At 52.1% G+C, this 24,986-nt stretch carries 20 protein-coding genes and 2 pseudogenes; 3 read left to right on the top strand and 19 right to left on the bottom strand.

The genetic code is table 11. The features are described from left to right. Window positions 1-2: 2 nt before the first annotated feature. From H6B51_RS01535 to H6B51_RS01485, 10 genes and pseudogenes are all read right to left on the bottom strand, one after another. Window positions 3-791, bottom strand: a complete 789-nt coding sequence (locus H6B51_RS01535; protein WP_204881988.1) for a DUF2971 domain-containing protein — start codon at window positions 789-791, stop codon at window positions 3-5. 57 nt (window positions 792-848) lie between these two features. Next, window positions 849-1,778: pseudogene (locus H6B51_RS01530) on the bottom strand (BREX-1 system adenine-specific DNA-methyltransferase PglX); the annotation flags it as partial. 25 nt (window positions 1,779-1,803) lie between these two features. Continuing rightward, complete coding sequence (locus tag H6B51_RS01525) at window positions 1,804-2,727, bottom strand: DUF2971 domain-containing protein (RefSeq protein ID WP_204881986.1); 924 nt, start codon at window positions 2,725-2,727, stop codon at window positions 1,804-1,806. A 20-nt stretch (window positions 2,728-2,747) separates the two neighbouring features. Further along, window positions 2,748-5,291 carry a BREX-1 system adenine-specific DNA-methyltransferase PglX gene (gene pglX / locus H6B51_RS01520; protein WP_204881985.1) on the bottom strand — a complete coding sequence of 848 codons (2,544 nt, stop codon included), beginning with the start codon at window positions 5,289-5,291 and terminating at the stop codon, window positions 2,748-2,750. Window positions 5,292-5,305: 14 nt separating this feature from the next. Further along, window positions 5,306-8,845, bottom strand: a complete 3,540-nt coding sequence (gene brxC / locus H6B51_RS01515; RefSeq protein WP_204881984.1) for a BREX system P-loop protein BrxC — start codon at window positions 8,843-8,845, stop codon at window positions 5,306-5,308. Window positions 8,846-8,859: 14 nt separating this feature from the next. Continuing rightward, complete coding sequence (locus H6B51_RS01510) at window positions 8,860-9,414, bottom strand: DUF1788 domain-containing protein (RefSeq protein ID WP_204881983.1); 555 nt, start codon at window positions 9,412-9,414, stop codon at window positions 8,860-8,862. 15 nt (window positions 9,415-9,429) lie between these two features. Beyond that, on the bottom strand, window positions 9,430-10,035 hold the full coding sequence (locus tag H6B51_RS01505; protein WP_204881982.1) for a DUF1819 family protein: 606 nt from the start codon (window positions 10,033-10,035) through the stop codon (window positions 9,430-9,432). Window positions 10,036-10,352: 317 nt separating this feature from the next. Further along, a complete protein-coding gene (locus H6B51_RS01495; RefSeq protein ID WP_207753812.1) occupies window positions 10,353-12,419 on the bottom strand; it encodes a C40 family peptidase in 2,067 nt (688 codons plus the stop codon). A 90-nt stretch (window positions 12,420-12,509) separates the two neighbouring features. Further along, on the bottom strand, window positions 12,510-14,846 hold the full coding sequence (locus H6B51_RS01490; protein WP_204881980.1) for a VirB4-like conjugal transfer ATPase, CD1110 family: 2,337 nt from the start codon (window positions 14,844-14,846) through the stop codon (window positions 12,510-12,512). Further along, window positions 14,839-15,192 (bottom strand): PrgI family protein, encoded by a 354-nt coding sequence (locus H6B51_RS01485; RefSeq protein WP_006574299.1) that lies wholly within the window; start codon window positions 15,190-15,192, stop codon window positions 14,839-14,841. Before H6B51_RS01485 ends, H6B51_RS01490 begins: the two co-directional genes overlap by 8 nt. 102 nt (window positions 15,193-15,294) lie before the next feature. On the opposite strand from H6B51_RS01485, the gene H6B51_RS01480 reads away from it, so the two are divergent. Beyond that, the gene (locus tag H6B51_RS01480; protein ID WP_227602938.1) at window positions 15,295-15,657 is read left to right on the top strand and encodes a molecular chaperone GrpE; all 363 of its coding nucleotides are present in this window, start codon (window positions 15,295-15,297) and stop codon (window positions 15,655-15,657) included. On the opposite strand, the gene H6B51_RS01475 is transcribed toward H6B51_RS01480, so the two are convergent. The 5 genes from H6B51_RS01475 to H6B51_RS01455 all read right to left on the bottom strand — a co-directional run bounded on the left by H6B51_RS01475 (window position 15,654) and on the right by H6B51_RS01455 (window position 20,645). After that, window positions 15,654-16,499, bottom strand: coding sequence for a VirB6/TrbL-like conjugal transfer protein, CD1112 family (locus H6B51_RS01475; RefSeq protein ID WP_006574297.1), 846 nt, complete (start codon window positions 16,497-16,499; stop codon window positions 15,654-15,656). The two genes, H6B51_RS01480 and H6B51_RS01475, sit on opposite strands and share 4 nt — an antisense overlap. Before the next feature lie 100 nt (window positions 16,500-16,599). Then, window positions 16,600-16,926, bottom strand: a complete 327-nt coding sequence (locus tag H6B51_RS01470; RefSeq protein ID WP_006574296.1) for a hypothetical protein — start codon at window positions 16,924-16,926, stop codon at window positions 16,600-16,602. Then, window positions 16,923-18,488, bottom strand: a complete 1,566-nt coding sequence (locus tag H6B51_RS01465; protein WP_243421089.1) for a VirD4-like conjugal transfer protein, CD1115 family — start codon at window positions 18,486-18,488, stop codon at window positions 16,923-16,925. Before H6B51_RS01465 ends, H6B51_RS01470 begins: the two co-directional genes overlap by 4 nt. 479 nt (window positions 18,489-18,967) lie before the next feature. Further along, window positions 18,968-20,266 carry a M56 family metallopeptidase gene (locus tag H6B51_RS01460; RefSeq protein WP_204881978.1) on the bottom strand — a complete coding sequence of 433 codons (1,299 nt, stop codon included), beginning with the start codon at window positions 20,264-20,266 and terminating at the stop codon, window positions 18,968-18,970. A gap of 19 nt (window positions 20,267-20,285) precedes the next feature. Continuing rightward, on the bottom strand, window positions 20,286-20,645 hold the full coding sequence (locus H6B51_RS01455; protein ID WP_006574436.1) for a BlaI/MecI/CopY family transcriptional regulator: 360 nt from the start codon (window positions 20,643-20,645) through the stop codon (window positions 20,286-20,288). A 152-nt stretch (window positions 20,646-20,797) separates the two neighbouring features. Here H6B51_RS01455 and H6B51_RS01450 point away from each other — a divergent pair. Beyond that, window positions 20,798-21,237: pseudogene (locus H6B51_RS01450) on the top strand (DUF4368 domain-containing protein); the annotation flags it as partial. A gap of 135 nt (window positions 21,238-21,372) precedes the next feature. Here H6B51_RS01450 and H6B51_RS01445 read toward each other — a convergent pair. Further along, window positions 21,373-21,861, bottom strand: coding sequence for an SLOG family protein (locus H6B51_RS01445; RefSeq protein ID WP_204881977.1), 489 nt, complete (start codon window positions 21,859-21,861; stop codon window positions 21,373-21,375). Between the two features lie 114 nt (window positions 21,862-21,975). On the opposite strand from H6B51_RS01445, the gene H6B51_RS01440 reads away from it, so the two are divergent. Continuing rightward, window positions 21,976-22,200: a helix-turn-helix domain-containing protein gene (locus H6B51_RS01440; protein WP_204881976.1), complete on the top strand. Its 225-nt coding sequence runs from the start codon at window positions 21,976-21,978 to the stop codon at window positions 22,198-22,200. A 5-nt stretch (window positions 22,201-22,205) separates the two neighbouring features. On the opposite strand, the gene H6B51_RS01435 is transcribed toward H6B51_RS01440, so the two are convergent. The 3 genes from H6B51_RS01435 to H6B51_RS01425 are packed head-to-tail and all read right to left on the bottom strand — an operon-like array spanning window position 22,206 to window position 24,557. After that, window positions 22,206-22,853 carry a DUF3801 domain-containing protein gene (locus H6B51_RS01435; RefSeq protein WP_204881975.1) on the bottom strand — a complete coding sequence of 216 codons (648 nt, stop codon included), beginning with the start codon at window positions 22,851-22,853 and terminating at the stop codon, window positions 22,206-22,208. Next, entirely contained in the window at window positions 22,834-24,240 is a 1,407-nt protein-coding gene (locus H6B51_RS01430) for a relaxase/mobilization nuclease domain-containing protein (protein ID WP_204881974.1), read from the bottom strand. The genes H6B51_RS01435 and H6B51_RS01430 overlap by 20 nt, the downstream gene beginning before the upstream one ends. Further along, window positions 24,240-24,557 (bottom strand): plasmid mobilization protein, encoded by a 318-nt coding sequence (locus H6B51_RS01425; RefSeq protein ID WP_087378833.1) that lies wholly within the window; start codon window positions 24,555-24,557, stop codon window positions 24,240-24,242. Before H6B51_RS01425 ends, H6B51_RS01430 begins: the two co-directional genes overlap by 1 nt. Window positions 24,558-24,986: the final 429 nt, after the last annotated feature.

Raw genomic sequence — 24,986 nt, 5'->3', positions numbered from 1 at the left:
TTTCACCCCTCTGTATGTTGCCTATCGCGATATGAACACTGTGAATGACAAATTATAACATTGTCATCAATATTAGCCGCAGAAAGCAGTTTCTTAATCTCATCTATACTGCTCGGATTATTATAGCCAATGGTTATAGAGCGAATAGCAGATGTTTTTTCACAGTCCCACGAAAGACAATAGTGTGGAACAATGTTAGTTTCTAGCCCGCTTAATTGGGGCATGGAATTTTCAAAGAACTTCGATGGATAGTAAACAATCCTTGTTTCCTTTTCGTCTTTGAATGTGGGATTTTTTATAAAGCCCGCATAATGCTTAAATGTGGGCAAAATAGCTTGATACCAAGCATGATATCCATATTTTTTTAATGCAAGATAACATATCTGGGCCAACTCATTCTCAACTTGTGCACTATCATAGATTACGCTTTCAAATCCGATCGAATGAGTAATATCAGATGATGTAATTGGATACTGCCTTTTAAGTCCCTCGATGCATTCTAAATCAAATCCTGCTGCAACTCCTGCACCGTTTTCTCCGTATTCTTTCCATTGCTGTACTAAATCATTTTCTGAGCAGAAACAACAACCAAATGGTACATCAACTATGCTTTGAAGCTTGAATGTAGACTCCAACAGGTCAAATTGTGATCTAAGTACATCTTTGTCAATATCTGTTCTTTTAAGTGACTCTTTAATTCTGCCCCATAAGCTTTGATATGCACGAATTACTTCTTCGGAATCATTAGACTTTGTAAGGTCGGTTAACCATAATGTCTTGGAGGTCAGCATAGACTTGAAAGTCTCCATTTTGCAATAGTAATAGAAAATACTCATGAAAGCTCTCCTTTACCTAATCTTCGCCAGCACATCGCCGAATTTGGCGTAGTTCACTTTTACCCCATCGTCCAGGTCGAGTTCAATATTCTGGTCGGCCAGGTGGTGGATTTTTTCCTCGTAGGTCTGCAGCTCCCGGCTCTGGTCCTGGAGCTTTTTCTGCTGCTTGGTGAGGCGGACCTTGTCCGCGCCGGAGGCGTGCTCCAGGGCGTCGGCCAGGTGGGAGAGCTGGGTGCGGTAGCGCTCCTGCTGCTCGTGGACATAGTCGGTGCGCATCCGGGCCAGCAGATCCCGCTGGTAGCGGTGGAGGTAGATGAGGGCCTTGAAGCCGTTTTTCTTACCGCTGTCAAAGAGCCAGTAGATGGGCCGCTTCTGATAGGTCTTGCAGTGGTCGGCGAAGAAGTCGTTGATGAAGTAAGACCGGATGATCTCCCGGGGGGCGCCCTTTCCGCCCAGGGCGTCGGCGATGAATTTCAGGTTCTCCTCCAGGGTGTCCTCCCCGTAGACCACCCGGACAAAGTCCACGAACTTGCCGGTGAGGTCATCCTCAAAGTAGTCGTCGTCGCAGATGGGGAGGATGTTGTCGGCGTCCGGGATGATGGTCTGATACTTGGAGGAATCCCACTCGCCTCCGGCATAGGCCAGCCCCTCCACATCCAGGGAGTAGCGGCCAAAGAGGCAGCTCACGGCGTAGGAGATGAGAGAGACGATCTCGTCCCGGAGGGTGCGGACATAATTGCTGCCCTTCATGGACTCGGGGACATCGTCCTTGGTATTGAAAATTCTATGTACTGTGACATCCTTGTCGGCCACCTCGGGGGTCAGCTCGTCCTGGAGACCGTAGATGTCAATGAAAATGCGGTTCAGCTCCTCCTCATTGGCTTTGAGCTGCTGGAACCGGGCCTCGCACTCCGCCTGCCAGGCGGTGAATTTGTCAGAGATTAGTTGTCCCATTGTATATGCACTCCTAAAATCGAACCGGAATTTCTGATTTTCGTATTTCAATATTTGGGGAGTCAAAATTGTACCCGCGCAATGCAATTCTTAGCCCATCGACAACATTTTCAGCAGCAAGTCTTGGAGATAGCATTATTTGTTTAACTGCATTTACATCAAAATCAATATCAATATAGGGCACTAACATATTTTCCTTCTGATATACCTGAATGCAATAGTCCTCATCTCTGAGTGTCGAATGCATAGACCAGCATTTTTCTGGAGCGATCGGATTACAGAGAGGATTATATGCTATACGATATTCATGCTCATCTTCAAACCCTTTGTGCTTAAAAAATGTTCCGATGTACAATACAGCCCATGACACAAACATATACCATTCACTCCCAAAAGGAACGGTGTTGGAAAAATCATTCAACATCTTTTTAAGAATTTCTACTTGTTGTTCTTGGTCATACACAACAGCGCCATAAAGAAAACTAACTGGCCACTGCGTTTTTGGATAAAGCTGCAAAGCAAAGGACTTAATAGTTTTTGACAAGCAAAATTTTATATTTACCCCATCACCCTTTGCATAGTAATTCCACATAGTCAAGCTATCGCCATTTAATGAAAAAGACACTTGATAAACTTGAAATTGTTGGATTGTGATATGCTTGCTTAAAATTGAAAGCTCATCGACAAATTTATTTTTATCATAAGTGCATGCATCAGGCCAGACATCATTTATTCTGTTTCTGCATAAGTCTAATACATATTGTCCCTCGCTATGATCATTCAAATATAGCCGATTGCTAAATCGTAACTGCTTTTTTCGCAGTATTTCTAAAAGTGTATTTACTGTTGTGTAGTGAAATACAGAGTCATCTGGGCAATCTTTTGAGATCAATGATTGATAGTCATACTTATTAAAATAATGGGAAACATGCTCCATACTACTTCTCCTAAAAATCCTTATACCAGCGGATGCCGCTTGAAATCCCAAGAAGTTTCATGGGAATCCCAATCTTGCTTCGATAATTGAACTAATTTTTCAACGGCCAAGGTACACGCTGCTTGGCTTTCTTTTGTACCAAACTGAATAGGTATGGAATTGATATGCCCTGGCAGATAGTTTATCGTAGGACTGACCATACTCAAATAAAATGCCCCAACTTTGGAATTTAGCAAGCCCAAAATGAAGAAAATTTTTCCTTCAGAAACTGTACAAATTGGGCCTGCATCATCAAACATAAAACCAACTGGAACAAATCTGCATGCAAATGTACCAGACGAAATTTTTGTCCATGTTATAGCAGCTCTAAAGGCATATTCTCCGTTATAGTTGTGCGATTTTACGCGTGATCCACTAAAATTATCGTTTTTACATTCCCATCCATCATTTTTCCAATTAAGCAAAAACTCATTGTTTCCAAACCAGCGTCTAAATTCTCCGCCTTTTTGGTACGGAAACCACTTGAAGTCAGAACTTTTTGCAGCGTCATTAGATGGACATTCCCAATAAATATTTTTTAGGGAGACTTCAAACCACAATCTCAAAAATCGATCGGTATCTCCAGTTATAAGGCCGATTCTTGGCGAAGCATACTCAGAAAGCTTCGTATTACTAAAACTCAAAAATACCTTTTCCGAAACCCAATACACAATAGGAGAACCTGGTATCTTAGAAAAATTAGAAGCATTAACCCATGCAAAACGATTTTCAGGAACGGGGAACTTCTTTGGTGCACTATTATCAATGTCTTTGAGCTTAATTTGATTATAAGTTCCTTTGAATCCATCGATGTGGCAATTTCGAAATACTGTGACGGCAGTTCCAAAGGCAATTCCCATCACCATGTTTTCCATGTGCATCAGGTTCATGATGGTTTTACTATGGAGTAGCTTCTGCCGCAGCTTTTCAAAACTGGACAAGAACATCCAACTTTGCATGGTAACCATGCAATTATATCCATCTTGATTGGCCATTCTATTTCCTCTCTCAATGAAGCAGGAAAACAAATCGCCTTTCGCATCAGGATGATTGTCCTTCACAAATTTGGACAGCTTGTCATTCATATTGCTGCTGCCCATGTAAGGCGGATTGGTTACCACCACATCATACTGCCTTGCCAGCAACGAGCGGAAGTTCCAGGTGTTCAGTTTATCCGTATAGTCACCGTCAAACAGGGTAATTTCGTCAGGCTGCTCCGGCTTGGGCTCCAGCTGATCCACGATAAGCAGGGAGCCGAATTCCTGTCCCTCGGCATAGTTTCCGGGATGGTACAGATTGGGTTGGATGCCCCGGGTGAGGAACCGCCGGTCATACTGCCGGGCTTTCATCATGACAGCAAAATAGGCCAGTTGGGCCGCCCGGCGGTCGATGTCCAGGCCGTAGAGGTTCTTCTGTACGATGGATGCGGCGGCGTCCCGCTGGCTCCACCCCTCACTCTCATAGATTTGCATGAGCACGTCAAAGGCATAGACCAGAATGTGGCCGCTGCCCATGCAGGGGTCAATGAGGGTAATGTCCTCGGGCTTGCAAGTGCGGTATTCCTCTTGCGTCTGCTCAAGCTGTACCTGAACCTCCGGTTCCTGTTTGGCTTCTGGTAAATAGTATTTCCAACCCATTTGTTCAGCAATGAACGCTTCATTCGAGATTCTTTTTGTTTCTATCTCGTCCCATGTCATCTCATCCAAGCCGCGACCATCAGCAAACACGCCTTCATTTTTTTGCTTATCGATGAAAATTCTGCCCAAGCTGTTTTCTACCATGTAGCGCACAATCCAGTCGGGGGTAAAGAGCTGGGTGGCGGAGGGAATGCGCTCCTTGGTGACTTTCACATTCTTTTTCAGCAGGTCAAATGTCTCTGCTTTCAGTTCGGTATTGTAATACTGATACAGCCACCCGATGATCTGCACCTGGTCGGTCCAGTCCTCCTCGGGGATGTCGGCCACCATACGGCCAAGGACGCTGTCCGGGCGGAGAATGTTGTTGGGAAAGAGCAGCTCGGTATAGCCGCCCATGTGCTCAAACATCTTGGGCAAGCCCTCATTGAGGGCGTTGCACTGGGTGAGGAGTAGATAGCGGTAGAGGGCTTCGTTGTCAGTCCTCTCGATATACTCCGCCACCTTGCTCTGATCCAGTCCGGGCAGGTCGATGTGGAGGGCCTCCTTCAAAATCTCCGGGTCAAAGGCACCCTGGGCGTTGGAGAACACCCGGATGTGGCTGGGCAGGTAGTTGTTGACCTCCATATACCGCAGAGCGATGAAGCGGTTGAACCAGGTGTAGGCCACTTCCTCCACCACCTGGTCATAGCCCTTGGTCTGGATCTCCCGCACCAGCTCCCGGCGCTGGCTCTGCTCCTGGGGGGACAGGGCCATGCCGTTGACGGTGACGGCGTTTTCTTCTCCATAGCCGTCCTTGGTGATACCGTATTGAAAAGCCCGTTGCCGAACCTGCTCCATGAGCGTGGTACGGGCCCACATAGCAAATTTCTGGATGGCGGATTTGTTCATCCCGGTTTCCTCCTTTAGTTGACCTGTACACCGTCGCAGCTCTCCAGGGTCTGGTAGAGCTTTTGGCGGATGCCCTCCACATAGGCGTCAATATCGTCCCTGGATTGCAGCCGCTTCACGGAACACAGGTCATAGCGGCGCACGGTGGCGATTTTCTTGGGGGCAGGGGCGGGTTGCTTGGCCTCGCCGCTCTCTTTGGCCTGGGGTTCCGGCGCGGGGGCGGCCATGACCTCCATGCGCTTGCAGACGGTATCTTTATGGTTGAGCAGCTGGGTGATCATGGCGTCCAGCTCGGTGAGGGAAAGGGCCTCCTTAGCAGCGTCCCGTTTCCCGGCAAAGTAGTCGTCGGCCTGCTTCAGCAGAGCACCGGCATCCCGGGCCTCTCCGGCCAACTGGTGGACATCCTGCATACACTGGCGGATGGTCTCGGCCACCTCTTCCTTTTTCAGCTCCAGCAGAGCCTGATAGGCGGCTTTCACCTTGCCGATCAGTTCGGGCAACTCCCCAATGCGGTTATAGGGCTTGGGCATAGCCAGAATGCCGGAGATGGTACGGAAGACCTCCTGGGTGTCCGGTTCGGTGGCGAAGTAGTCCCGCTCCCGGCTGATCCGGTTCATCTGCTTGACAGCCTCGTCAAAGACGGTGCGCTGGCTCTTGAAGAACAGCTCCACACCCTCCATGTCCTCCGAGGAGTCCAGCAGATCGTCCTGCTTCTGCACCATGCGGTTCAGCAGGGCCACATTGTCCTTGCGCTGGCTGAGGATGTCCTGGGCCAGATCTCGGGCGGTGGTCACCTGCTCCTTTTCCGGGTAGCGGTTCTGGGCATACTGATCCAGCAGACCCTGGTAGTGGGCCAGTTTGGTTTCAAAGGTATTGAGGACAAAGCGCACCAGACCATCCTCGTCGCCGGGAATATCCATAGCGCCCAGGTAGTCCCGCAGGAAGGAGATGCTCTTGCGCATCAGATCCTCCGAGGGGGCGATCCGGCGGGCCACTACGGCCTTGTCCACCTCAGACTTCTTGCGCAGATAGTCCACCAGGCGGCGGTCATCCTTGGCGACGATAGCTCCTCCGTACTTGATGGAGATCTTCTGCTGGGCAATGAGCCGGGCGATGAGGGCGGCAATGTCGATCTCCTTCCAGCCGTAGGGGATGGCCTGATAGCGCCGCTGCACATCCCCCATGGAGATGGTGGGACCGACGGACTTCAGCTCCAGCCACTGGCTGATCTCGTTGAGAGCGTCCTCATTGTTAGCGCCGGAACCCACCAGACTGAGGTCAGCATCGGCACTGCCGTTAAGAATGGCCAGGATGTCTGCGTCGCTCTCCACAAAGTGGTTGACCATGTTCAGCTTGGAGTAGACGCTCTCCACCAGACCGCTGAGGGCGGCGTCCAGCTTGTCTTTGGCGCTCCCGGCTTTGATAGCCATGATCTCGCCGTGAACCACCACTTTGGCGTCCACAATGGCTTTTTCCAGATAGCCCTTGGCCCGATCCTCCAGATGGCGGGCCTGCTGCTGGCGCTTGCGGATGATGTCCTGGATAGTCTCGGGCAGCTGAGAGACATTCTTCTGCTTGACATATTTGCGGATCTTCATGGCCTGCTCCAGCTCGTCATAATAGGGGGTGTCGCCGGAGAGGACTACGATGGCCTCGTTGTTTACCTGGGACTCCATGATGAGCTGCTGATCGGAGTCCTTATAGTGGTCGCTGGCCACGGTAATGACCCGCAGACGAATGCCGCCGCTGGCGGAGCCATTGAGCGTTTCATCGATGTACTGGTCATAGGAGAAGTCGTATCGGCCATGCTTGAATTTCTTGGCTGGGTATATATCCCCAAACACCGTCTGGGCGATGCTCTGGGTGATCTGGTTGGAGTCTACCACCGTGTTTTTGATGTCAACGGCAACATCCTGCTCCTCATCTGTCAGGAAAGCGTAGGTGTCCCCGTTGCGGGAGACATAGTTCTGGGACTGGAGCCGCGCCAGGGAGGCAGTGACAGAGGCACGGAGAGCAATTTTATCTGTGCGGATATCGTCCACCATCAGGGTGGCGATATTATCAATGTTGGCCTTGATGTCATCGATATAGCGTACCAGGTAGAGCAACTTCAGGACGGCCACATCCTGGGGTTCAATGCCGTCATGGTTGTCCGCTGCGTTTTGGCAGCGGTCGATCACTCGGCGGATGGCACTCTCCAGAAAAGTATGTACGGTATCGTAGAACAGGTAGAAGGGCAAAAGAGCATTTTCATCTTTTTCCTGTACCTTCTGTGCAGCCTCCTGGAAGCCGGAGAGCATGGAACGCTCGCCGCCGGAGAGGTGCTTGCCGGAGTTGCCATGCTTGCGGATCTCTGCCAGCACCTTCTGAATGATGATGAACTGATAGGGGACAAAGGGGAATGTGGCAACAAATTCTCCGCTGTCAGCGAATCCCTTGATGTCCAGAACAGAGTCGCTGAAGACAAAGAGGTTCTTCAAAACGGCCTGCTCCTTATCGTAGACCATGTGCAGCAGTTGGTCGGCCTCTTCCGTCTTGGCCAGCACACGCTTTTTAATGACCTCATCCACCGAGGAGGAGGACAGGCTCAAACGGGTATTGAAGCGTCCCTGGATTTTGGAGAAGTCGTCACCGGCAATTTTCACCACGGAGTCAATGGCCTCCTGACTGGTGACCATGACCCAGACCTTGCCCATACATTTAGCACCCAGCTCCTCCACCAGGGACTGGAGGTTGATCATCAGGTCGCCGTCATCACCGATGTATTGGCCCACCTCGTCCACCATGAACAGCAGACGGAACTTGTCACCCTTGCTGTCAACATACTCCTTAATGTCGGACACCAGCTGGGCGATGCTCAGTTCGTTGGTCTCCTCGCCGTTGAACCAGTTGCGGGCAGCCTGCTCGCTCATGCCCAGGACGGACTGGAGCACCTCTACCACATCGTCCTCAAAGAAAGCGAAGGAGTCACGGGTCTCCACCCAGGGACCGCCATTGACTTCTTCGAACTTCTGCCGGAATTCCTCCGTTTTGCCCTGCCGGTCAATGAAACGCTCCAGCTTGGCAATTTTCAGGTCATCTCCGTAGAAACCGCAGTGATTGTAAAACATCTTGGCAAAGGTGCGGAGAACAGCGGTCTTATCCTTGTTGATAGGTCCTTCAATGTCAATATTGAACAGAATGGATTCTGTGGGAATAGACACGCATTTGACCGCCTGGGCGTACATCATAGGGTCATCGAATTTATCTTTGAAGTAGTCAATGGCTGGAACTTCCTGCACCTCTTTGTTAGAGAGCAGGTAGGAAAGCATCTTCAGAAAGTGCGATTTACCGCTTCCAAAAAAGCCGGAGATCCACACACCCATTTTATCCGTGGGCTGATCAATGGCTTTGGTATAGTTATCAAAAAAAGTCCGGAAATGGCGGCGCAGTTCCTTAGTAATGATGTACTCGCTTAATTCCTGATGCAGGCTCTTTTCATCATCCTGGGCAACCTTAACGACGCCATTGATATCACGGTTAATATCTTTTTGAAACATGGATTGTATCTTCATAGTACCAATCTCCCTCACAGCAGATTAAACGCCCGATAATAATTTCCGTCTACAAATTCATCAAAGAGGCTCAATGTCTGCCCGTTGAAAGTGCCGGGGTAGAACATCACCACCGGAATGTCCGCAAAGAGATGCTGCATACTGTCCAGCATCTTATGAGATCGCATGAAAGGATGAATTTTCCCAATACCTGTCATAAACAAGACATCCTGTCCCTTTACATGAGGGCTGTAGTCCATCTTGGCCAGCAGAGCTTCCGGCGTAGCAATTTTCTGAAGTTGCTGCAGCAAGTAGTCTTTTCCCTTTTTGCTTTCCAGAGCGGGAGTTGACTTCAAAACTCGCTTTTCCTCCAGCACTTGAAGAAAGATCTCATAGAGATCACATTCAATGATTCGATACGGTGTTCCAGATTCGTCTTTGATCCTTCGGATGTAATCCTGCACCACCAATTCATTAGCAGGATCATAACAAAAGACATGAATGCCGACTTCGTTACTCAACCCCTTATTTTCAAGGAAATTGGGGTCAGAGATCCGTTCTCTGATCCGATCCAATTCTGCTTTCAGCATAATCTCTGCCCCTCCTCAACGAAAGCAATTAAATGCCGGAAGTACTTCCGTATCATCATTCTCGCAAATCCCTTGCTCCAATTCTTCACAGAGGAAAACCGGATTGAGTGTTGTGCTCTTGAGATGATCCAAGTACTCCGTTTCAACTAAGCAGCGCACCAGAACACTTTTGATTTTGTTGATCGTGTTGTCGCTCCAACCCGCTATGCTGTCATTCTGAGCCTGGAGACGGGAGAAGAAGGTATTGAGATCTTTTCGCTCAAAAGAGTAGTCCTGGGTACGGAACTTTTCGCCTATGACTTGGATCATAAAATCCCAGACCAGCCGATTGTACCGCATGATGGCATAGAGGTTGATTTGCTTGGCAATCTCCGTGGGAGCACTGCTGATTTCCTTTATAAGCTTCTGGTTGTTCAGCGCATCCAGACGTCGATAACACGCCCTGGCCATCCGAGAAATCTGGCGTTCTGTTGGGTACTGGAACAGATTATCCTCTCTTATTTTGGCGGCAGCGTCATCAACCGAGATGCCTTGTAAATAAAGTTTCGATGCAATTCGAATTTCGTAAAATAAGAATTGCTCTGCAGTCAACGATCCGCTATAAGGTGTTGTGTTCATCATGCATCGACCTCAAAATGTTGGTTTCTACTTTTTTACAGGATAGCACAAAACAGCGGTATTCTCTACTATAAAATTTTATCACCATAACTGTCCAATAAACAGGTCTAACACTTGCGTGGCATTACGAAAAATGAAAAGAAGGCAACAGATGGTGAAAAAGATTGAAAGCCCCACCCAGGCTTTCGGTGTATCCATGGAAACCATGCTTAAGATTGCGGAAGTGCTGGAGATTCCAGTCTCTAAACTGTTTGAAGATTAAAAAATCTCACGGCGAGACCTCATTCCGACAGGAATTGTGTCTCACCGTGAGATTTATTTTATTCTCTGTAATACAAGGGGCGTCCAATGGAGGTAAAGCCCTCCAGACCGGTGATCACCACATTATTTTGACTGAACGCACAGTGGATGATGAGCAGGTTTCCACTTTCATCTCTGCCACCTACGATCCCCACATGCTCGTCACCGGGATAGAATACCAGATCACCTGGCTGGGCCTCATTCCAAGAGATGGGGGTACAGTAGGTGTGCTGCATGTGAGCGCCGCCGCCGTGGCCTATGACGTACTCTCCATCAGTGACATTGTAAAATACCCAATCGACGAATCCACTGCAATCTAACCCGTAGGGCAGATAGGTTCCGGTAGTCGAGCTGCCGTCTGCCCATACCTTGGTGAGCTGTCCCCAGCGGGAGTCCCAGCCAATCACCAGGGACTTCCCGCCCCAGAAGTAGTTGACCTTGCCTAGCAGCCTGCAGGCGGTTTCCACCACAGCCCGGCGCTCCGGGTCCAGATCAGCGGGCAGGTCAGCCAACAGCTTCTTTGCTGTGGCGTCGGAGATCGTGAGATCTCCGGCCAAGGCAGCCAGCATGTCGGAGTTTGCCAGCAGTTCATCCAACGCCGCGTTCTGTTCCTCAGTGAAAGAATAAAATACCCGCATATCATCCGGTGTTCTGGCGGTGATCGTCACAGTGAGTATTTTCTCTGTCCAGGCCGGAGTGTCTCCGGAGGCGGGATGTTCCACCTCTCTGGAGGAGGAGGCAAGTTTTGTCATGTCCCAGAAGACTGTGCGCAGGGCCTCCACATTGGCCGCATCCAATATTTCCACGGTCGTTCCATCAGCAGCGCCCGCCGTTTTGGCGGCAAACACCGCCAGGATATCAGACCAGGGGGGCGGCTGTCCTTGGATCTCCAGCGTGTCATATCCACCCTCCGCCTGCATACTGGAGATCTTCTCTCCCAATTCGCCGTTGATCTGTGCCACTGCCTGGGCGGGAGAGACGGCTCCGGTCGTTTCATCAGGCCCGGCAAAAAAGATGCCCAGCGGTGAGGCAAGGATGATGCCGCACAGACAGATGACAACCACCACCGCGATTACCACCCCACCGCCTGCTGTGGCCGCGGCGGCCAAAGCCTTAGCTGCCGCGATCACAGCGCGTAGTGCGCGGTTTGCCGCCTGTGCGGCCTGTCTGGCGGTCACACGGGCCGCCTTTGCGGCCTTTTGAGTCTGTGCCAGCCTGGCTCCCGCCTCCGCCGCACGGCGGGCCTGTCGGGCCGGAAACGCTCTTACAGGCGGTTTCCCACCCGGCTTTCCAATCCCAGCCGTTTTGCGAATGGGATGGCCAGCCGATTTGACCGGCACGCCTCGTTCTTTTACTGCCGTCTTTGCGGTGCTGCCCATAGCCTGCCTGGAGACCTCCCCGTGAGGCCGGGGCTGCACACGAGAACCACCTGTCTGCCCGGACACCTGATGTAGCTGCTTGCGGGCCTCTGTACCTTGTGGCCGTTTTCCCGAGGGAGGAGCTGCCAAGGGGCCGACCTTTCTCACAGGCAAGCGCTGCTCCAGTTTCCTGCTGCGGAGAAGGGTGCCCTGGCGCTCCCGCACAAAGGACGTTTTTCCCTGCTGCAAGGCGCTTGGCGGTGTGGCAGGCGCGGGATCGGCTTGCATCTTCAGATAGACGTCCTTGGTCTTGATATTTCTTTTTTGAGGCGTTTGGAGTGCGGACTGCGGCTGGGGCTGGCTTCTGCCCGCACTCTGCGTCCGGAGCAGATCTCCCGCTTCTTTCCCGCGGCGGCGGCCCCTTGGAGGCAGAGTGCCGTCATCTCTTGGTCTTGCCGCTCCTGGCGGATCGTGACGGTCAGGGTATCCGTCCGGGCCTGCATCCGGGGTGTGCTTTGCACCTTTCTTTCGTTTTCCCAGCAGATGCTCGGCCAGCTGCTCCGCCCGTTTGACACCGCTCACCTCGGCATCGCCCAGCTGGTCGCCGCCGAAGTCATCCCGCTGGCCGTGCTGGGCCGTGTCCCGCAGCTGGCCCCGCAGGCGTTCTGTGCCGTCATCCAGCCCCCGCCGGATCAATTCCTTCGGCGCGGACTTGACCCGTTCTTTCAAAGTGTGCTGCACCTGGGGTTTCTCTTTGATTTTATCGATATATCTCACCTCACTCCGGCAGGGAGGGGCCTTGGCCCCTCCCTGGTTTTATTACGCGGCCAAGTCAGAGGGCTTGGTCGTCATCAGTTTATAGAGCTGCGTGTGCCTGGGGAAATTGTCCATGAAGGGCACAATGGCGCTGCCGCACTTGATGAGGCCCCGCCCAAAGTCCACATTGGTGATGTAGGAGAGCTGGTTGTCTGAGATGTTCAGCAGACGGGCCAGCTCCAGCCGGTCGGTGCTGGCCTGGTTGAGCATGACCAGGAATTCACTGTTGGCGAGCATGGTCCGGGCCGTGTGGGACTGGAGCAGATCGTCCACATTCTGGGTCAGGCCGGTACAGCAGGCACCGTACTTCCGCACCCGCTTCCAAAGGGTGAACAGGAAGTTGGCGCTGTACTCATGCTGGAACAGCAGATAGATCTCATCGATATAGATCCAGGTATTCCGCCCCAGGCGGCGGTTGCGGGTGATTCGGTTGAGAAAGCTGTCCAGGATCACCAGCATGCCCATGGAGAGCAGCTGTTTGCCCAGCTTCCGGATGTCATAACAGGCGATGCGGGAGCTCATGTCCACATTGGTGGGTTTGGCAAAGGTGTTGAGACTGCCCTCCGTGAACAGTTCCAGGGCCAGAGCCACATCCCGCGCCTCGGCCTCCGGCTGGCGCAGCAGTTCGGCGTGAAAGTCCTGGAGTGTGGGGGCCTGGCCCCGGCAGCCGTCCCGCACATAGTCGTGGTAGCACTGTGCTGTACAGCGGTCGATGATAGACTTCTCCTTGGCAGACAGCTTTCCGGCCCCCACAGACTGCTCACAGAGAGAAAGCAGGAACTCCGATTTCAGCACCACGGGGTTTTCACCCTCGCCGTAGCCCTGCTCCATGTCCATGGCGTTGATGTGGTTGCTGGAGGTGGCGGAGATCTCCACCACCTCGCCGCCCAGCCCTTCCACCAGGGGCCGATATTCCGACTCCGGATCAATAATCAGGATGTCATCCTGGGTAGAGAGGGCCAGGGCTGTAATCTCCCGTTTTGCGGTAAAGGATTTGCCGGAGCCAGACACGCCCAGAACAAATCCGTTGCCGTTGAGGAGCTGCTTGCGATCGGCAATGATGAGATTTTTACTGATGACATTCTGGCCGTAGTAGATGCCGCCCCGGTCCCGGATCTCCTGGGCTTTGAAGGGCATGAGGACGGCCAGGGCCTCGGTGGTAAGGGTGCGCAGGGCGTCGATCCGCCGCAGACCCAAGGGGAGGGCGGTGACAAGGCCCGCGTCCTGCTGCCAGTTCAGAGTGGTCAGCTGACACAAATGCTTGCGTGCGATGGACTGGAGGGTCTCTGTGTCGCTGTCCAGCTCCTCCTTGCTGTCGGCCAGATGCACCAGAGTCACCACGGCGAACATCATCCGCTGATCCCGTGTGGTTAGATCATCCAGCATTTCCCGCGTCTCTTTCCGCTGCTGCTCCAGGTCGTAGGGCACCACCGCGGAGAAGTTGTTGTTGCTGTTCTGCCGCCGCTGCCAGTTGGTGACGTTGGTCTCCACCCCCAACAGGCGGTTCTGCATCTCACGCACGGCCTCATCGGTGGGGACAGGGATCACGTCGATGGACAGCATCATGGTGCGGTTCAGGCTGGTAAGCTCATTGATCATGGAGTCCTTGATGTAGCTGGCATACTCCTTGAGGAACATGGCCCGGCCATATTTATCGCCCATGATGAAGAGATCCTTCCGAAACTCCATGCTGTCCGGGCAGATGGTGTCCTTGAAGGAGCGTCCTGTTTTCATGCACTCCCGCAGGTCGATATGGCACCGGGACTCCTCGCCCACCCGGTAAAAATCATGGAGCACACGCAGCCGCTCCACCGCGTCCAGCTCCTCACAGTGGGAATCCAGGTGATTGAGCCGGGTGGTCACATCATTCATGACCCTGTCGAAGAAGGTCCGGGCCTCCTCGGGCGTTTTCTTATGGGTGGAGACGGTGACATATCGCTCCTGCACCATGCTGTTGGAGGAGTCGGTGACCTTGTCCAGCAGCATGGCGTTGTACTCCGAACGGCCTCCGTCCAGATGATCCCCCTGGGGCGGGATCAGGATCTCCCGCTCAAAGTTGCGGCGGTTGAGCCGCTTGTTGTTGATGGTGATTTTGGTGGTAGAGCCGGTGTCCAGGGCATTGAGTAGTTCCGAGTAGCCCAGGAACATGGACGTCTTGTCCTCTTTGGAAGCGATGGCGTAATTGATGTCGGAAAAGCGGATGGTTTTCGAGAATTTCCCGCCGAACTGGAAAAGCCCATCCGGCCAGATCCGGCGGATGGGGATGGTGTCCTGAACGGACTTTGGCACCGTAAGGTGCTCCTTGTCCTGCTTCAATGTGTTTTGAAGGGGCTTAATCAAGTCGAATGGCCTCCTTTATCGATGAATGTTCCATGAGTTGGACATAGAGATCGTTTGAACGGAACAAGAGACGTTTGGGCATGAAAAATTCCGAGCGGATATACGCCATGAGAAAGCGTTCCAGCGTCATGCCGTTATAGGTGAAAAAACCACCCAGGGCGAATGGAAACGCGGCCAGGATACACACCCATCCGATCTCGCCTGTTCCAAGCACCGGGTGCAGGCAAAAGTACACGGCCAGCGCCACCAGAACGGCCAGCAGGGCAAACAAAAATTGCCGCAGGGACAGGCCGAAAAATAGACTTTCCTGGTAATTCCGCACCTCTTTATTGATGCGTACCTCCAAGGTATCACCTCCTGCATTTCTGTTTGGTTTTCATGGACAGACCGTTGCAAAGCCTGTCCGGCTATGGTACCATTTGCTCAACTTAGGAAGGGAGTTGAGCGTATGGCATATCTGATGCTCGGGAGCGTAATGATCTTGCTCTCCATTGTGTTCCGCCTGGCCGCGGTGTTTCGCCTGACCATCCCACTGGTTTATGCGCTGATCGTTCCCACCGTTTTTCATGAATGGTACTATGCCAATCAAACGCTGGCCAACGTCATCTGGTATGCGCTGCTGGCGGTTGTAGTTCTGTCCTGGGTGGTCTCCCTGGTTCGGAAGGTTCAGGACATCCTGCTCCGGAGGAGAGAGGACAAGATGCTGGAACTCATCGTGCTCAACCGGATGCGGGAGGCCCAAATGTACGGGAAACCAGAAGCGGATGGCGGATATAAGATCCAGGTGGACGACCTGTTTGACGATGATTAACCAAGCCCCATCAATTCCCGGATGATCCGGTCACTCATCTTGATGGAACCAACCAGCACCAGCATATTGAAGATCAACTCGCCAATGTAGTTCCAGACCAGTGTGGCCGGTGCTGTGGAAGCGTCGCCCACAGCGGGCGGGGCGGAGGCAAACTGCGAAAAAATGACGCAGGCCAGCACAATGATACAGCCCTCCAGGCAGATGGCGGCATAGCTTTTGAGGAAAGCGACGCCGATGCTGCTGGAGGGCTGTCCCGCGAAACTGGCCAGGGGGATAGGCGCGATGGCGGTGGCCATGTAGAGCTTGAAAAAGCGGGAGTAAACGGTCAGGATCATAACGAGGGACAGAACCCAGATAAACAGGGAGCCCAGCAGAGTCACCGCCCAAAGGGGGATGGACTCCAACAGTCCTACACTTTCAATGGCGGTAATGAGTTCTTCCGGCAGTGTGGTGGGTGACATGGCAGTCATGCCGGATGCATCCATGATGGTGGAGATTGCCCCCTGGGCCACTCGGAACAGGGCGTTCATCAGTTCCATACCATAGGTCACTGCCGCCTGTGCCAGCACAAAGCGGATAAAGCACTTGAAGGCCACCTCCGGGCGCTTAATCTCGGTAAAGCTGCCGCAGGTCTTGACTACGCCCATCACAAAAAACAGCACCAACAGAGCATAGCCAATGGCTTGCAGCGCCCCGTTGATGCTGACGATCACGTTCCAGATCCCGCCGCCTTTGAAGTCCTCTGGGGTTGTGCTGATCAGGGTCCAGATCTCTGCGAGTTTGTCGTTCCAGGTCTGCAGGGCGGAATTCAGATTGTCTACGATCCAGTTTCCACTGCCCAATCACTTCACCTCCCATACAGGCTGTATCTCATGTTGCAGCCACTCCTTTCTCACCCACGGCCCATTCCAGGGCCGTGGGTGTTCTTGCGTTTCTTCCTCATCAGCCGGTGATGAGGGTGAGGATCTCCTTGGTAAAGGTGATCACGATACCACCGGCGATGGTGAGCATGCCATTGGCCCGCTGGGAGGGGTCATGGCTCTTGAGGGACAGGCCCAGCTGGAGGACGCCGAAGCCCAGCAGGATCAGGCCGATGGCTCGAATCAGGGAGAAGATGAACTCGGAAAGGTTGTTGACGACCGTCAGCGGATCGTCTGCGGCAAAGGCCGGGACAACCATAACGGTCAGCGCCAGAACGAGGCAGGAAAACAGGGCGTACAGTTTCCGTGCGCGGCGCTCATACTTACGGGTGGTCAGATCATGTTTCATGCTGCAGTCTCCTTTTCTTTGTTGGTTTCATCGGCAGAAATAACCTGGAAGAACGGTGTGCCTGGAATGGCCGGTGTGGTGTTGTGTCCATGGTGAATATACGGCGCTCCGCCTCCGTCCACGGTGTAGCGGATAGCGGGGTGCTCGGTCAGTTCATACTTTAGGTCCATGACGGGTTTTGCTCCCCGGATAAACAAGATGCAATAGCGATTATCCAATGCACGGACCTCATCAGGGGTAAGCAGCTCCCGTCCACTCATCTGGAAATTGGTGGAGTAGGAGCCTGATTTGCCTTTGGTCTGCCCATGGGTCTTTGTATCGATGGTGGCCTTGCCCAGGGCCTCAGAGATATACTTATGGGTGCTCTGCTCGTTGCCGCCCAGATAGAGGATAGTGTCCGAGTTGCCGGGGATGGTCTCCCAGGAGTCCTTGTATAGCTCCTTGATTTGGGCCATATTCTGGATGATGGTGCTGGAGGAAATGTTACGGGAACGCATGGTGGCCAATTCACGGGTGTACCCTGGCAGCGGCATGGCCGCGAACTCATCCAATACAAAGTGGACGTGCCGGGGTAGCGCCCCATGATGGATCTGGTCCGCGCTGTAGTAAAGCGTCTGAAACGCCTGGGAATAGAGCAGGGACACCAAGAAATTGAAGGTGTTGTCATTGTCCGGGATTACGGCGTAGAGAGCGCATTTCTTTTCTCCCAGGGTATAGAGGTCCATATCGTCGTGGTCCGTGATGGCCCGGATCTGGGGTAGGTTAAAGGGGGCCAGACGAACCGCGGCGGATACCAGAATGCTCTTGGCTGTCTTGCCTGCGCTCTGCTTGAATACTTTGTACTGCCGCAGAGCCACGCTCTCCGGGTTCTCCCGTTCCATGGCCTGAAACAGTAAATCCAGGGGGGAGAGATACTCGTCATCCTCCTCTCGAACCTCTGCGTATTCCAGCACCCGCATGACCATGGAGAAGTTCTGCTCATACTCCGGGGCCTCTTGGAACAGCATGAGGATGATGGCCTGAAGGAGCGCCGTCTCAGCTTTCGTCCAAAACGGATCAGATTCATGGCTGCCCTTTGGTGTGGTGGCCTGGATGAGATTATTAACCAGCTTGAGGACATCTTTTTCATCTCTCAGATAGCGGAATGGGTTATACCCGTCCGACTCCTCCAGGTTGACCAGGTTGAGCACCCGGATGTCATACCCTTTGCTTTTCAGCCACCCTCCGGTGGCTGTGAGCACCTCCATTTTCGGGTCGGTAATGACATAATTGGTGTTGGCCTCCAGAATGTTTGGCTTGACATAGCTGCGGGTCTTAGCCGCGCCGCTGCCGCCAATAACCAGGACGTTGAGGGAGCGGCGGTGCTTGTGGGTGTCCAGGCCCAGGCGGACATGGCGGGTCAGGATCTTGTTCTCTTTTTGGCGGAACATGGCGTTGACCTGCCGGGGAGAGCCCCAGGCGGCGGAGCCGTGCTCCTCGCCGTCCCGCGTGCGCCGCTGTTCCGAGGCGTAGACGCATAGGCCCATGATATAGAGGCCGGTGCAGATCAGGATGGACAGCATGCTTTTGTCTGTCCAATGGATATCCAGCGGGTGCTGAAGCGCCGCTGTCAGGTTGGTAAGAAGTTCCGGCAATCCATGTCCCAAGGATTGAGCAATGAGCAATGCACCCCAGACCACCGGAACGTAGAAAAACAGGGCCAGGACAATGTCCCCGGCCCTGGAACTTTGTTTCAGGAAAATTCACCTCCAGACATGTTCATGTTGCATAGAGAAGCACTACGAGATAAAGACAGACGCCTCCGCTATTCCGCAGAAAAGATACGCCATAGAAAAATTCATAACCGGTGGTAAAATAGCAAATCCAGCCAAGCCAGTTAACGGTCAAGATAAACGGGCTACGCCCGCCGCTGACAGCCGCATCTGCCTTTGCTGGTGAGCAGACAAGGGGCAACAGCAAAAATTGCTGTTGCCCCTATACTATTGCACAATACTATTTATCGGGTTATTATTCTCCATGCGGTACTCAGCGAAGCCAGAAATTAGTACTGCCAAACGAGCTCACCGTTATCAATTTTCTGCTGAATGTCGTTCCACTCTTCTGGGGTATATTCAAACATTTTCATACTGCTGGTTTCAGTCCCCACATTGCCTTCTACCAGGTTTAAGTCATCAGTATCCAAAATCTGGCCGCGAGTATCAGATGGATCAATCATCTTCATGCCGTTAGATTGCGTTCCCACTTGTCCTTCCGTAAGATCGAACTGATCCAGATCTTTAACTTGGTCAGGGATGTCCTCAGAATCAACAATCTTCATATTATCAGTTTCTGTCCCGGTATGCCCTTCTGTGAGGTTAAGGTCATCTAGATCAAACTCCCGCCAAGCACCCGTAGATGTTGCAAAGGCAGTTGTTGCACCGACTACCAAAACCAACGCAAAGGCATAGGCTAAAATAGACGTCTTTTTGAATTTCATAATTGCTTCAATCCTTTCTGAAATTGCATTTTTCCCCAAATGGCTACATAAAGCGGACATACCGCTTCTCCGTTCCTCCATTTTAATTAACATCAATGCATAAGAGGAACGATTTTTCTCACCCAACATACGGATAACCCAGGCATCACACGATAACTCCATATCCCGGTTGGCGAGAACATACATGACCCAAACCAACGGATTAAACCAATGGATGCAGAGTACAGCGGCAAAGAGAATTTTTGTGATTGCGTCAAAGCGACGAATATGGACATATTCATGGGTCAGTACATACTTCAATGCCGCTTGGTCATTCCGATCAAGTTTTTTGGGCAAGAGGATCACCGGATGCAGGATGCCATAGGTCAGCGGAGAGGAAATCAAATCGGAGCTCCGCACCGCAAGGGGTCTGGAAATTTGGTGTGCGGTCAACCAATTTTGGATATACGGCGTGTTGTCGGGGATAGACATTCTGAACTTCCGCATACTCCGAAAATAGGATATGGAAAAGTAGATTGCCAACAGCAGCACGCCAACCAACCAGAGTATCTCAAAGGTAGAAATGTGTTCTGTTGCAGGACTTGGAACAGCCGTACCTATATCATAAGACGGCGGACTATCCCCCGGTAAAGTAGAAGCGATATTTCCAGAGGGTAATTCTTGAACCACATCTGAAAAAACATCAAGGCCGATATGGATGTTGAAAGGCAGCGGGATGGAGAATGGCAGGAGCAAGCGTAGAGCCGCGATCATCCACAACGCTAAAAAGGTTGTTTTAGGCAAACGATGGATTGCCAATGCGCGGATAACCACAATGAATAAGATCAATACTCCTCCGGCCACGCTCATTTGAAATAGGCTCATGTGTTACCTCCTATTCCAACTATTCCAATTCAGCCACCATCCGGCGCAGATTTTCAATTTGCTCCTTGGATAGCTTTTGATTGTCCAGCAAGGCGGCAAACAGTTTGTCGGGGGAGCCGTCAAACAGCTTGCCAATCAGCTCCTCTGCCTCCGCCTCTTGCACAACCTCTTTTGCAATCAGCGCATGGCACATGAAGTTTGGCTCGCTACGCTCAATGGCGCCTTTCGCGATGCACTTTTTAATCACGGTGTAGGTGGTGTTCATGTTCCAGCCGATTTCCTCTTTGAGAATATCAGAAATTTGCTTTGCGGTCTTGTCACCTTCTTTCCATAGCACATCCATGACCTTTAGCTCGGAATCAAAGAGCTTAATTGCCATATCATCAAATCCTTTCTTTGAACTATTGCAATAGTTTACGCTATGATACTACCACAATAGTTTTCAGTTGTCAACACTACCCCGATAGTGTGGATGAGAACATTTTGTGAACTATTTTCGGCATGGCATTTTTTAGCGCATGATGTTTTGGTGTGCTTGTCCAGCAGAACGAGATCGGCGGCAAGCGAAAGACCGCCGCAGCCACCAAGCAGCTGGCGCGGGAACGTATTTCTGAAATCAGCCGTATGATTTGATTAAGCGGTTGTATGAGGACAATGTGAACGGCAAAATCAGCGACGAACGTTTCGTGGAACTGTCGGCTGACTACGAAGCCGAGCAAGCGGAGCTGAAAAAGAGAGCGGTCGTCCTGCAAGCCGAACTGGACAAGTCACAGGTAGCCACCGTCAACGCCGAGAAATTCATGGGCATTGTCCGCAGGCACCTTGCCTTCGAAGAACTGACCCTCACCCTCTTGCGGGAAATGATTGAGAAAATCGTGGTGCATAAGTGCAGCTATGACGAGAACGGCACCCCCAGGCAGAACATTGATATTTATTGCAGCTTTGTCGGCAAGATTGACTTGCCCGAATAACCGCCCGACCTATCCGACACAATGGCAAGTGCCGGATAAGAACGGCAAAATTTTTACACTTCTATTGCTTCTTTATCGCACACAAGCAAAACACAGGGGACTCAGCAGATGGATTCATCTGCTGAGTCCCCCTATTTATGGCGTGATGATAACACATGGAATGTGCTGTTGTTTGGCATAAGCGATGGTATTTCTGGTTCCGCCGCTCTCACCTGTATAGACTGCGATTACCCGCCCGGAGTGATCCACCATCCATTCATTGCGGCGCTGGTATGTGGAATAGGAAAACTCCTGACTAATACAGCGCACCAGATCAGCGTGCCGTATCACCTCCACATAACGATCAGTCCACGACGTACTCCAATGAAGTCCGAAATTTTCATACGGAAGTGCGCAGATCAGCTTCAATCTGGCATCTGATACTCTGCGTTTAAGAACCAGTTCTGCCGCGCAAATATCTACCCCCTTTGCCATCCCTGAAATAAATGTAGTAAACCCATCCTCTATCGCTTGGTCGATTTCCTGTCCTAATCGTACACATAGCTGTTCTTCTGAGATGTTCAGCTTTTCTGGTCTGTGTCCCGTAAAGCAGCAACGGTGTTTCCGTAGCTCTTGCTCATGCATAAACCACTCCTCCTTTGGTGTAGACTATAACATTATCTAATGTAATAGTCTATATCCTCGAGTGAGCAATTCCTTATTATCTAACCATAACATTAGATAATAGGAGCATGAGATATGGTGAAACTGAATGTGTTGGAATTGCTGAAGAAACAGGGCAGGACAAAATATTGGCTCTATAAGCAACTTGGAATGAGCTATCAGAATTTCAACCGCATGGTGAACAATGAAACTCAGTCTATCAAATTGGAGCGAATTGAAACCCTGTGTTTATTGCTAAACTGCACACCAAATGATTTGTTTTTAATCGATTGCGAGTGTGAACATACGCCCCAACCGTAGGGGCATTATCTCTGCTTGGGGCGTCCTTTTTGTTTGCTTCTGGCCGGAGCCGCTTTGTGCTGCCGATTTAGCTGTTCCCGGTATCCCTTCAGCTGTGCCAGAACAGAGGGGCGCTCATGAGTCGTCTCCGTACTGATTTCGCTCTTGGAGATACTGGAGCTGCCGCTGATACCGGCCAAGTCGAACTCCGACCGAGACTCTTTTTTTGGCGTTCTTTCCTCCTGGATCACGGAATCCCGCATGGGGGCTTGCTCCTTGGCTGGTGTACTCTGGCGATCCTGCGGAAGGTATCGGATGCGCTCAAAAATGAGATTGGCTCGCTCCAGCTCTGTGACTGGCATGGCCACATCTACCACCTTGCCCCGCCCATCTGAATCCCGGATGACAGAAAACAGGATCTTCTGTTTGACCGCTCTCTGCTTGAATGCCTGATACTGTTCCGGCGACATGGGGAACATTCGGATATCCCGTGTCTCCCGGAGCATTTTTCCCATGTTGACCTTCCCGGACAGGGTCTTGTGATGCTTTGCCAAAGCCAGCGTAATGGCCAGTAGATTTTTGAGGGCGGACGCGCCCAGCCGAACCGTCACTTCTGTGCCGGTCAACATCATGCGAACCATTTGGTCGGCAGCCTCACCGCCTCCGATGTTCATCGTGTTCCACCTCTTTTCCTCTTGTTTCGGTTTTGCGGATATCTTCTTCCATCTGCTTGCTTGCCGTCTGGATCTCCCGACACAGAGCCAGCTTTTTGCGTTCTGTGCGAATCTGCCGGTTCAAATCGGCAAGTTGGTTATACACCTCCGTTTTTTCTTGCGTCAGATGCTCTGATGGGACGCCGCACCGCTCCAGCAGACGCACGGCCTCCATGTAGCGGGCAAACTCATCTTCCATGCCGGACAGCCCGTTCTCATAGAGTGCCTTGGCCGGTGCCAGGGCCTCCATATCCGCCAAGGCGTCGTACAGCGCCTGCTGCTTCTTTTTGCGCACATTGAGGATGGTGCGCTGCTTCATCAGATTGGCCAGAGTTTCCTCTGTGCGGCTTTGGTAGGCGGTCATTTCGTCAGTGGTGGAAATGTTGTTCTCTCGCAGGAAAGCGAACTGTGTTCGGTACTGCTCAAACTTCATGACTTCCTGCCGCAGGTGCGGCGTCATCCTGGGGGGATACTGTCGCTGTTCGATTTTTCCCAGCAGGTAGAGATAATGAACGTACAGGGCCAAAAAGCCCGTGTATTTGGGGTGTCTGCGGTAGGGACGAAACATGGGTCTGTCCGCAAAAGCGGCCCGTTGACCTGTCTCGATTTCCTCCAAATTGCCCAGGATGGCGGCACGGATACCGTCCTCTGAGAAGGCGGCATTTTTTCTGCCTGGATACTGGAACCGTTCCTGCCCCCGCAGGCGGAACCCCAGGCGGTTTCCGTGGCGGATCTCGTAGCCCTTGTGCTCCATGAGCAGGAAGAAGTGGCCCAGGTCATTGGCGTCCTCAATGGACTCCCGGAGATCCGCCTCAAGCATGGAGCGAAAGGTGGGTTGATCCCTGGATTGACGCAGCCACTCCACATAGCTCATGGATTTGGAGGCCTCTCCAGAGAGAATCACGGAGAGGCCGTGCTCCCGGCACAGCCGGTCTGAGATGGCCCGGATCTGGCAGTAATAGCTTCTGGCATTGCTATGATATTTCTCGCCGGTGTCCGCATTCACGGAGTTGAACACAATGTGTGAGTGGATGTGCCCCCGATCCACATGGGTAGCAATTACCGCCTCGTAACCGTTCAGATGCTCCGCAGCGAAAGTCTTGGCAATTTCCAGAGCCAGCTCGGGAGAGATTTCACCGGGCTTGAAGGACTGGACAATATGGTAATATTGGACGCCCCCCATGTTTTCAGTGTCCCGTTTGGTCTCCAGCATCTGACGGCACTCCCAGCCTGGTTCACAGCCCTGATGGGCTGTGAGAATCTTCTGCTCCGTCTTATCGCCATTCAGGATATAGTCGATTCCAATATCCAACCGACCTTTTCTAGCCAGAATCTTGGTGACGGCCATTACGGATTGGCCACCTGGTACATCAACTCATAGACTTTATCCAGCAGGAACAGTCCACGCCTGGCATCCTCTGCCGTGGCGATACCGGCATTGACGCTGCGGGCGATCTGGTTGATGTTATTGCCAATGTGATGGATCTCCGTGCGGAGGTCCTTGATTTCCTGGGAGGGCCTGGCCCGGATCGGAGTCCCATCGATGAGCCGGACGATATAAGCCCGTTTGCATAGTCCGCAGAGTTTGGCCTGACGACAGAGCTGCTGATACTGCTCCGCCGTCAGCTCGATGTGCAGATGGTGTTTTTCTTTTGGGAGCCCCAAGCGTGCCTCCTTTCTGCGGCTCTGCCGCAAACCTTCCGCCTGCAGGCGGCATTGGGGTCAGGGGTTTCCCCTGCAAGCGCGCAAAATGTACATTTGCGCTATGCTTGCCCAACGCCGCCCCTGGCGGCGTTGGCTCGGCCCCGCCGAAGCGGGGCCTTTTCTCATGCGGTAGGTGGATCATAATCCAGGCAGGCAGAGCCTGCCAACTCCTCGAAAAAGAAAAATCACCGCTCTGGGCCAGAGCGGTGACGCCTACCTTGCAGGCTGGAATGCTCAATATTCCTCTGACATGATCATCTCCATACAAGGGTGTCTATGTTAGCACCCTGAAGGTTAAAAAATCCGGGCAGGGGGTCTAATGCGACACCCTGCCCAAACTATAATATATTATCAGAAAACTCATCAAGGACAATCGGCAGATAGTACGCC

This window comes from Pseudoflavonifractor phocaeensis, assembly GCF_016901955.1.
Lineage (GTDB): Bacteria > Bacillota > Clostridia > Oscillospirales > Oscillospiraceae > Flavonifractor > Flavonifractor phocaeensis_A.
Note: the sequence above shows the minus strand (reverse complement) of the source record. Positions and strands in the feature narration are given on the sequence as shown.

Excerpts from the sequence above, each read along its gene's own strand:
- H6B51_RS01535 (WP_204881988.1), bottom strand. The coding sequence starts at position 791 with ATGCTGACCTCCAAGACATTATGGTTAACCGACCTTACAAAGTCTAAT.
- H6B51_RS01525 (WP_204881986.1), bottom strand. The coding sequence starts at position 2,727 with ATGGAGCATGTTTCCCATTATTTTAATAAGTATGACTATCAATCATTG.
- pglX (WP_204881985.1), bottom strand. The coding sequence starts at position 5,291 with ATGAACAAATCCGCCATCCAGAAATTTGCTATGTGGGCCCGTACCACG.
- brxC (WP_204881984.1), bottom strand. The coding sequence starts at position 8,845 with ATGAAGATACAATCCATGTTTCAAAAAGATATTAACCGTGATATCAAT.
- H6B51_RS01510 (WP_204881983.1), bottom strand. The coding sequence starts at position 9,414 with ATGCTGAAAGCAGAATTGGATCGGATCAGAGAACGGATCTCTGACCCC.
- H6B51_RS01505 (WP_204881982.1), bottom strand. The coding sequence starts at position 10,035 with ATGATGAACACAACACCTTATAGCGGATCGTTGACTGCAGAGCAATTC.
- H6B51_RS01480 (WP_227602938.1), top strand. The coding sequence starts at position 15,295 with ATGGCATATCTGATGCTCGGGAGCGTAATGATCTTGCTCTCCATTGTG.
- H6B51_RS01470 (WP_006574296.1), bottom strand. The coding sequence starts at position 16,926 with ATGAAACATGATCTGACCACCCGTAAGTATGAGCGCCGCGCACGGAAA.
- H6B51_RS01465 (WP_243421089.1), bottom strand. The coding sequence starts at position 18,488 with ATGCTGTCCATCCTGATCTGCACCGGCCTCTATATCATGGGCCTATGC.
- H6B51_RS01460 (WP_204881978.1), bottom strand. The coding sequence starts at position 20,266 with ATGAGCCTATTTCAAATGAGCGTGGCCGGAGGAGTATTGATCTTATTC.
- H6B51_RS01455 (WP_006574436.1), bottom strand. The coding sequence starts at position 20,645 with ATGGCAATTAAGCTCTTTGATTCCGAGCTAAAGGTCATGGATGTGCTA.
- H6B51_RS01445 (WP_204881977.1), bottom strand. The coding sequence starts at position 21,861 with ATGCATGAGCAAGAGCTACGGAAACACCGTTGCTGCTTTACGGGACAC.
- H6B51_RS01440 (WP_204881976.1), top strand. The coding sequence starts at position 21,976 with ATGGTGAAACTGAATGTGTTGGAATTGCTGAAGAAACAGGGCAGGACA.
- H6B51_RS01435 (WP_204881975.1), bottom strand. The coding sequence starts at position 22,853 with ATGAACATCGGAGGCGGTGAGGCTGCCGACCAAATGGTTCGCATGATG.
- H6B51_RS01430 (WP_204881974.1), bottom strand. The coding sequence starts at position 24,240 with ATGGCCGTCACCAAGATTCTGGCTAGAAAAGGTCGGTTGGATATTGGA.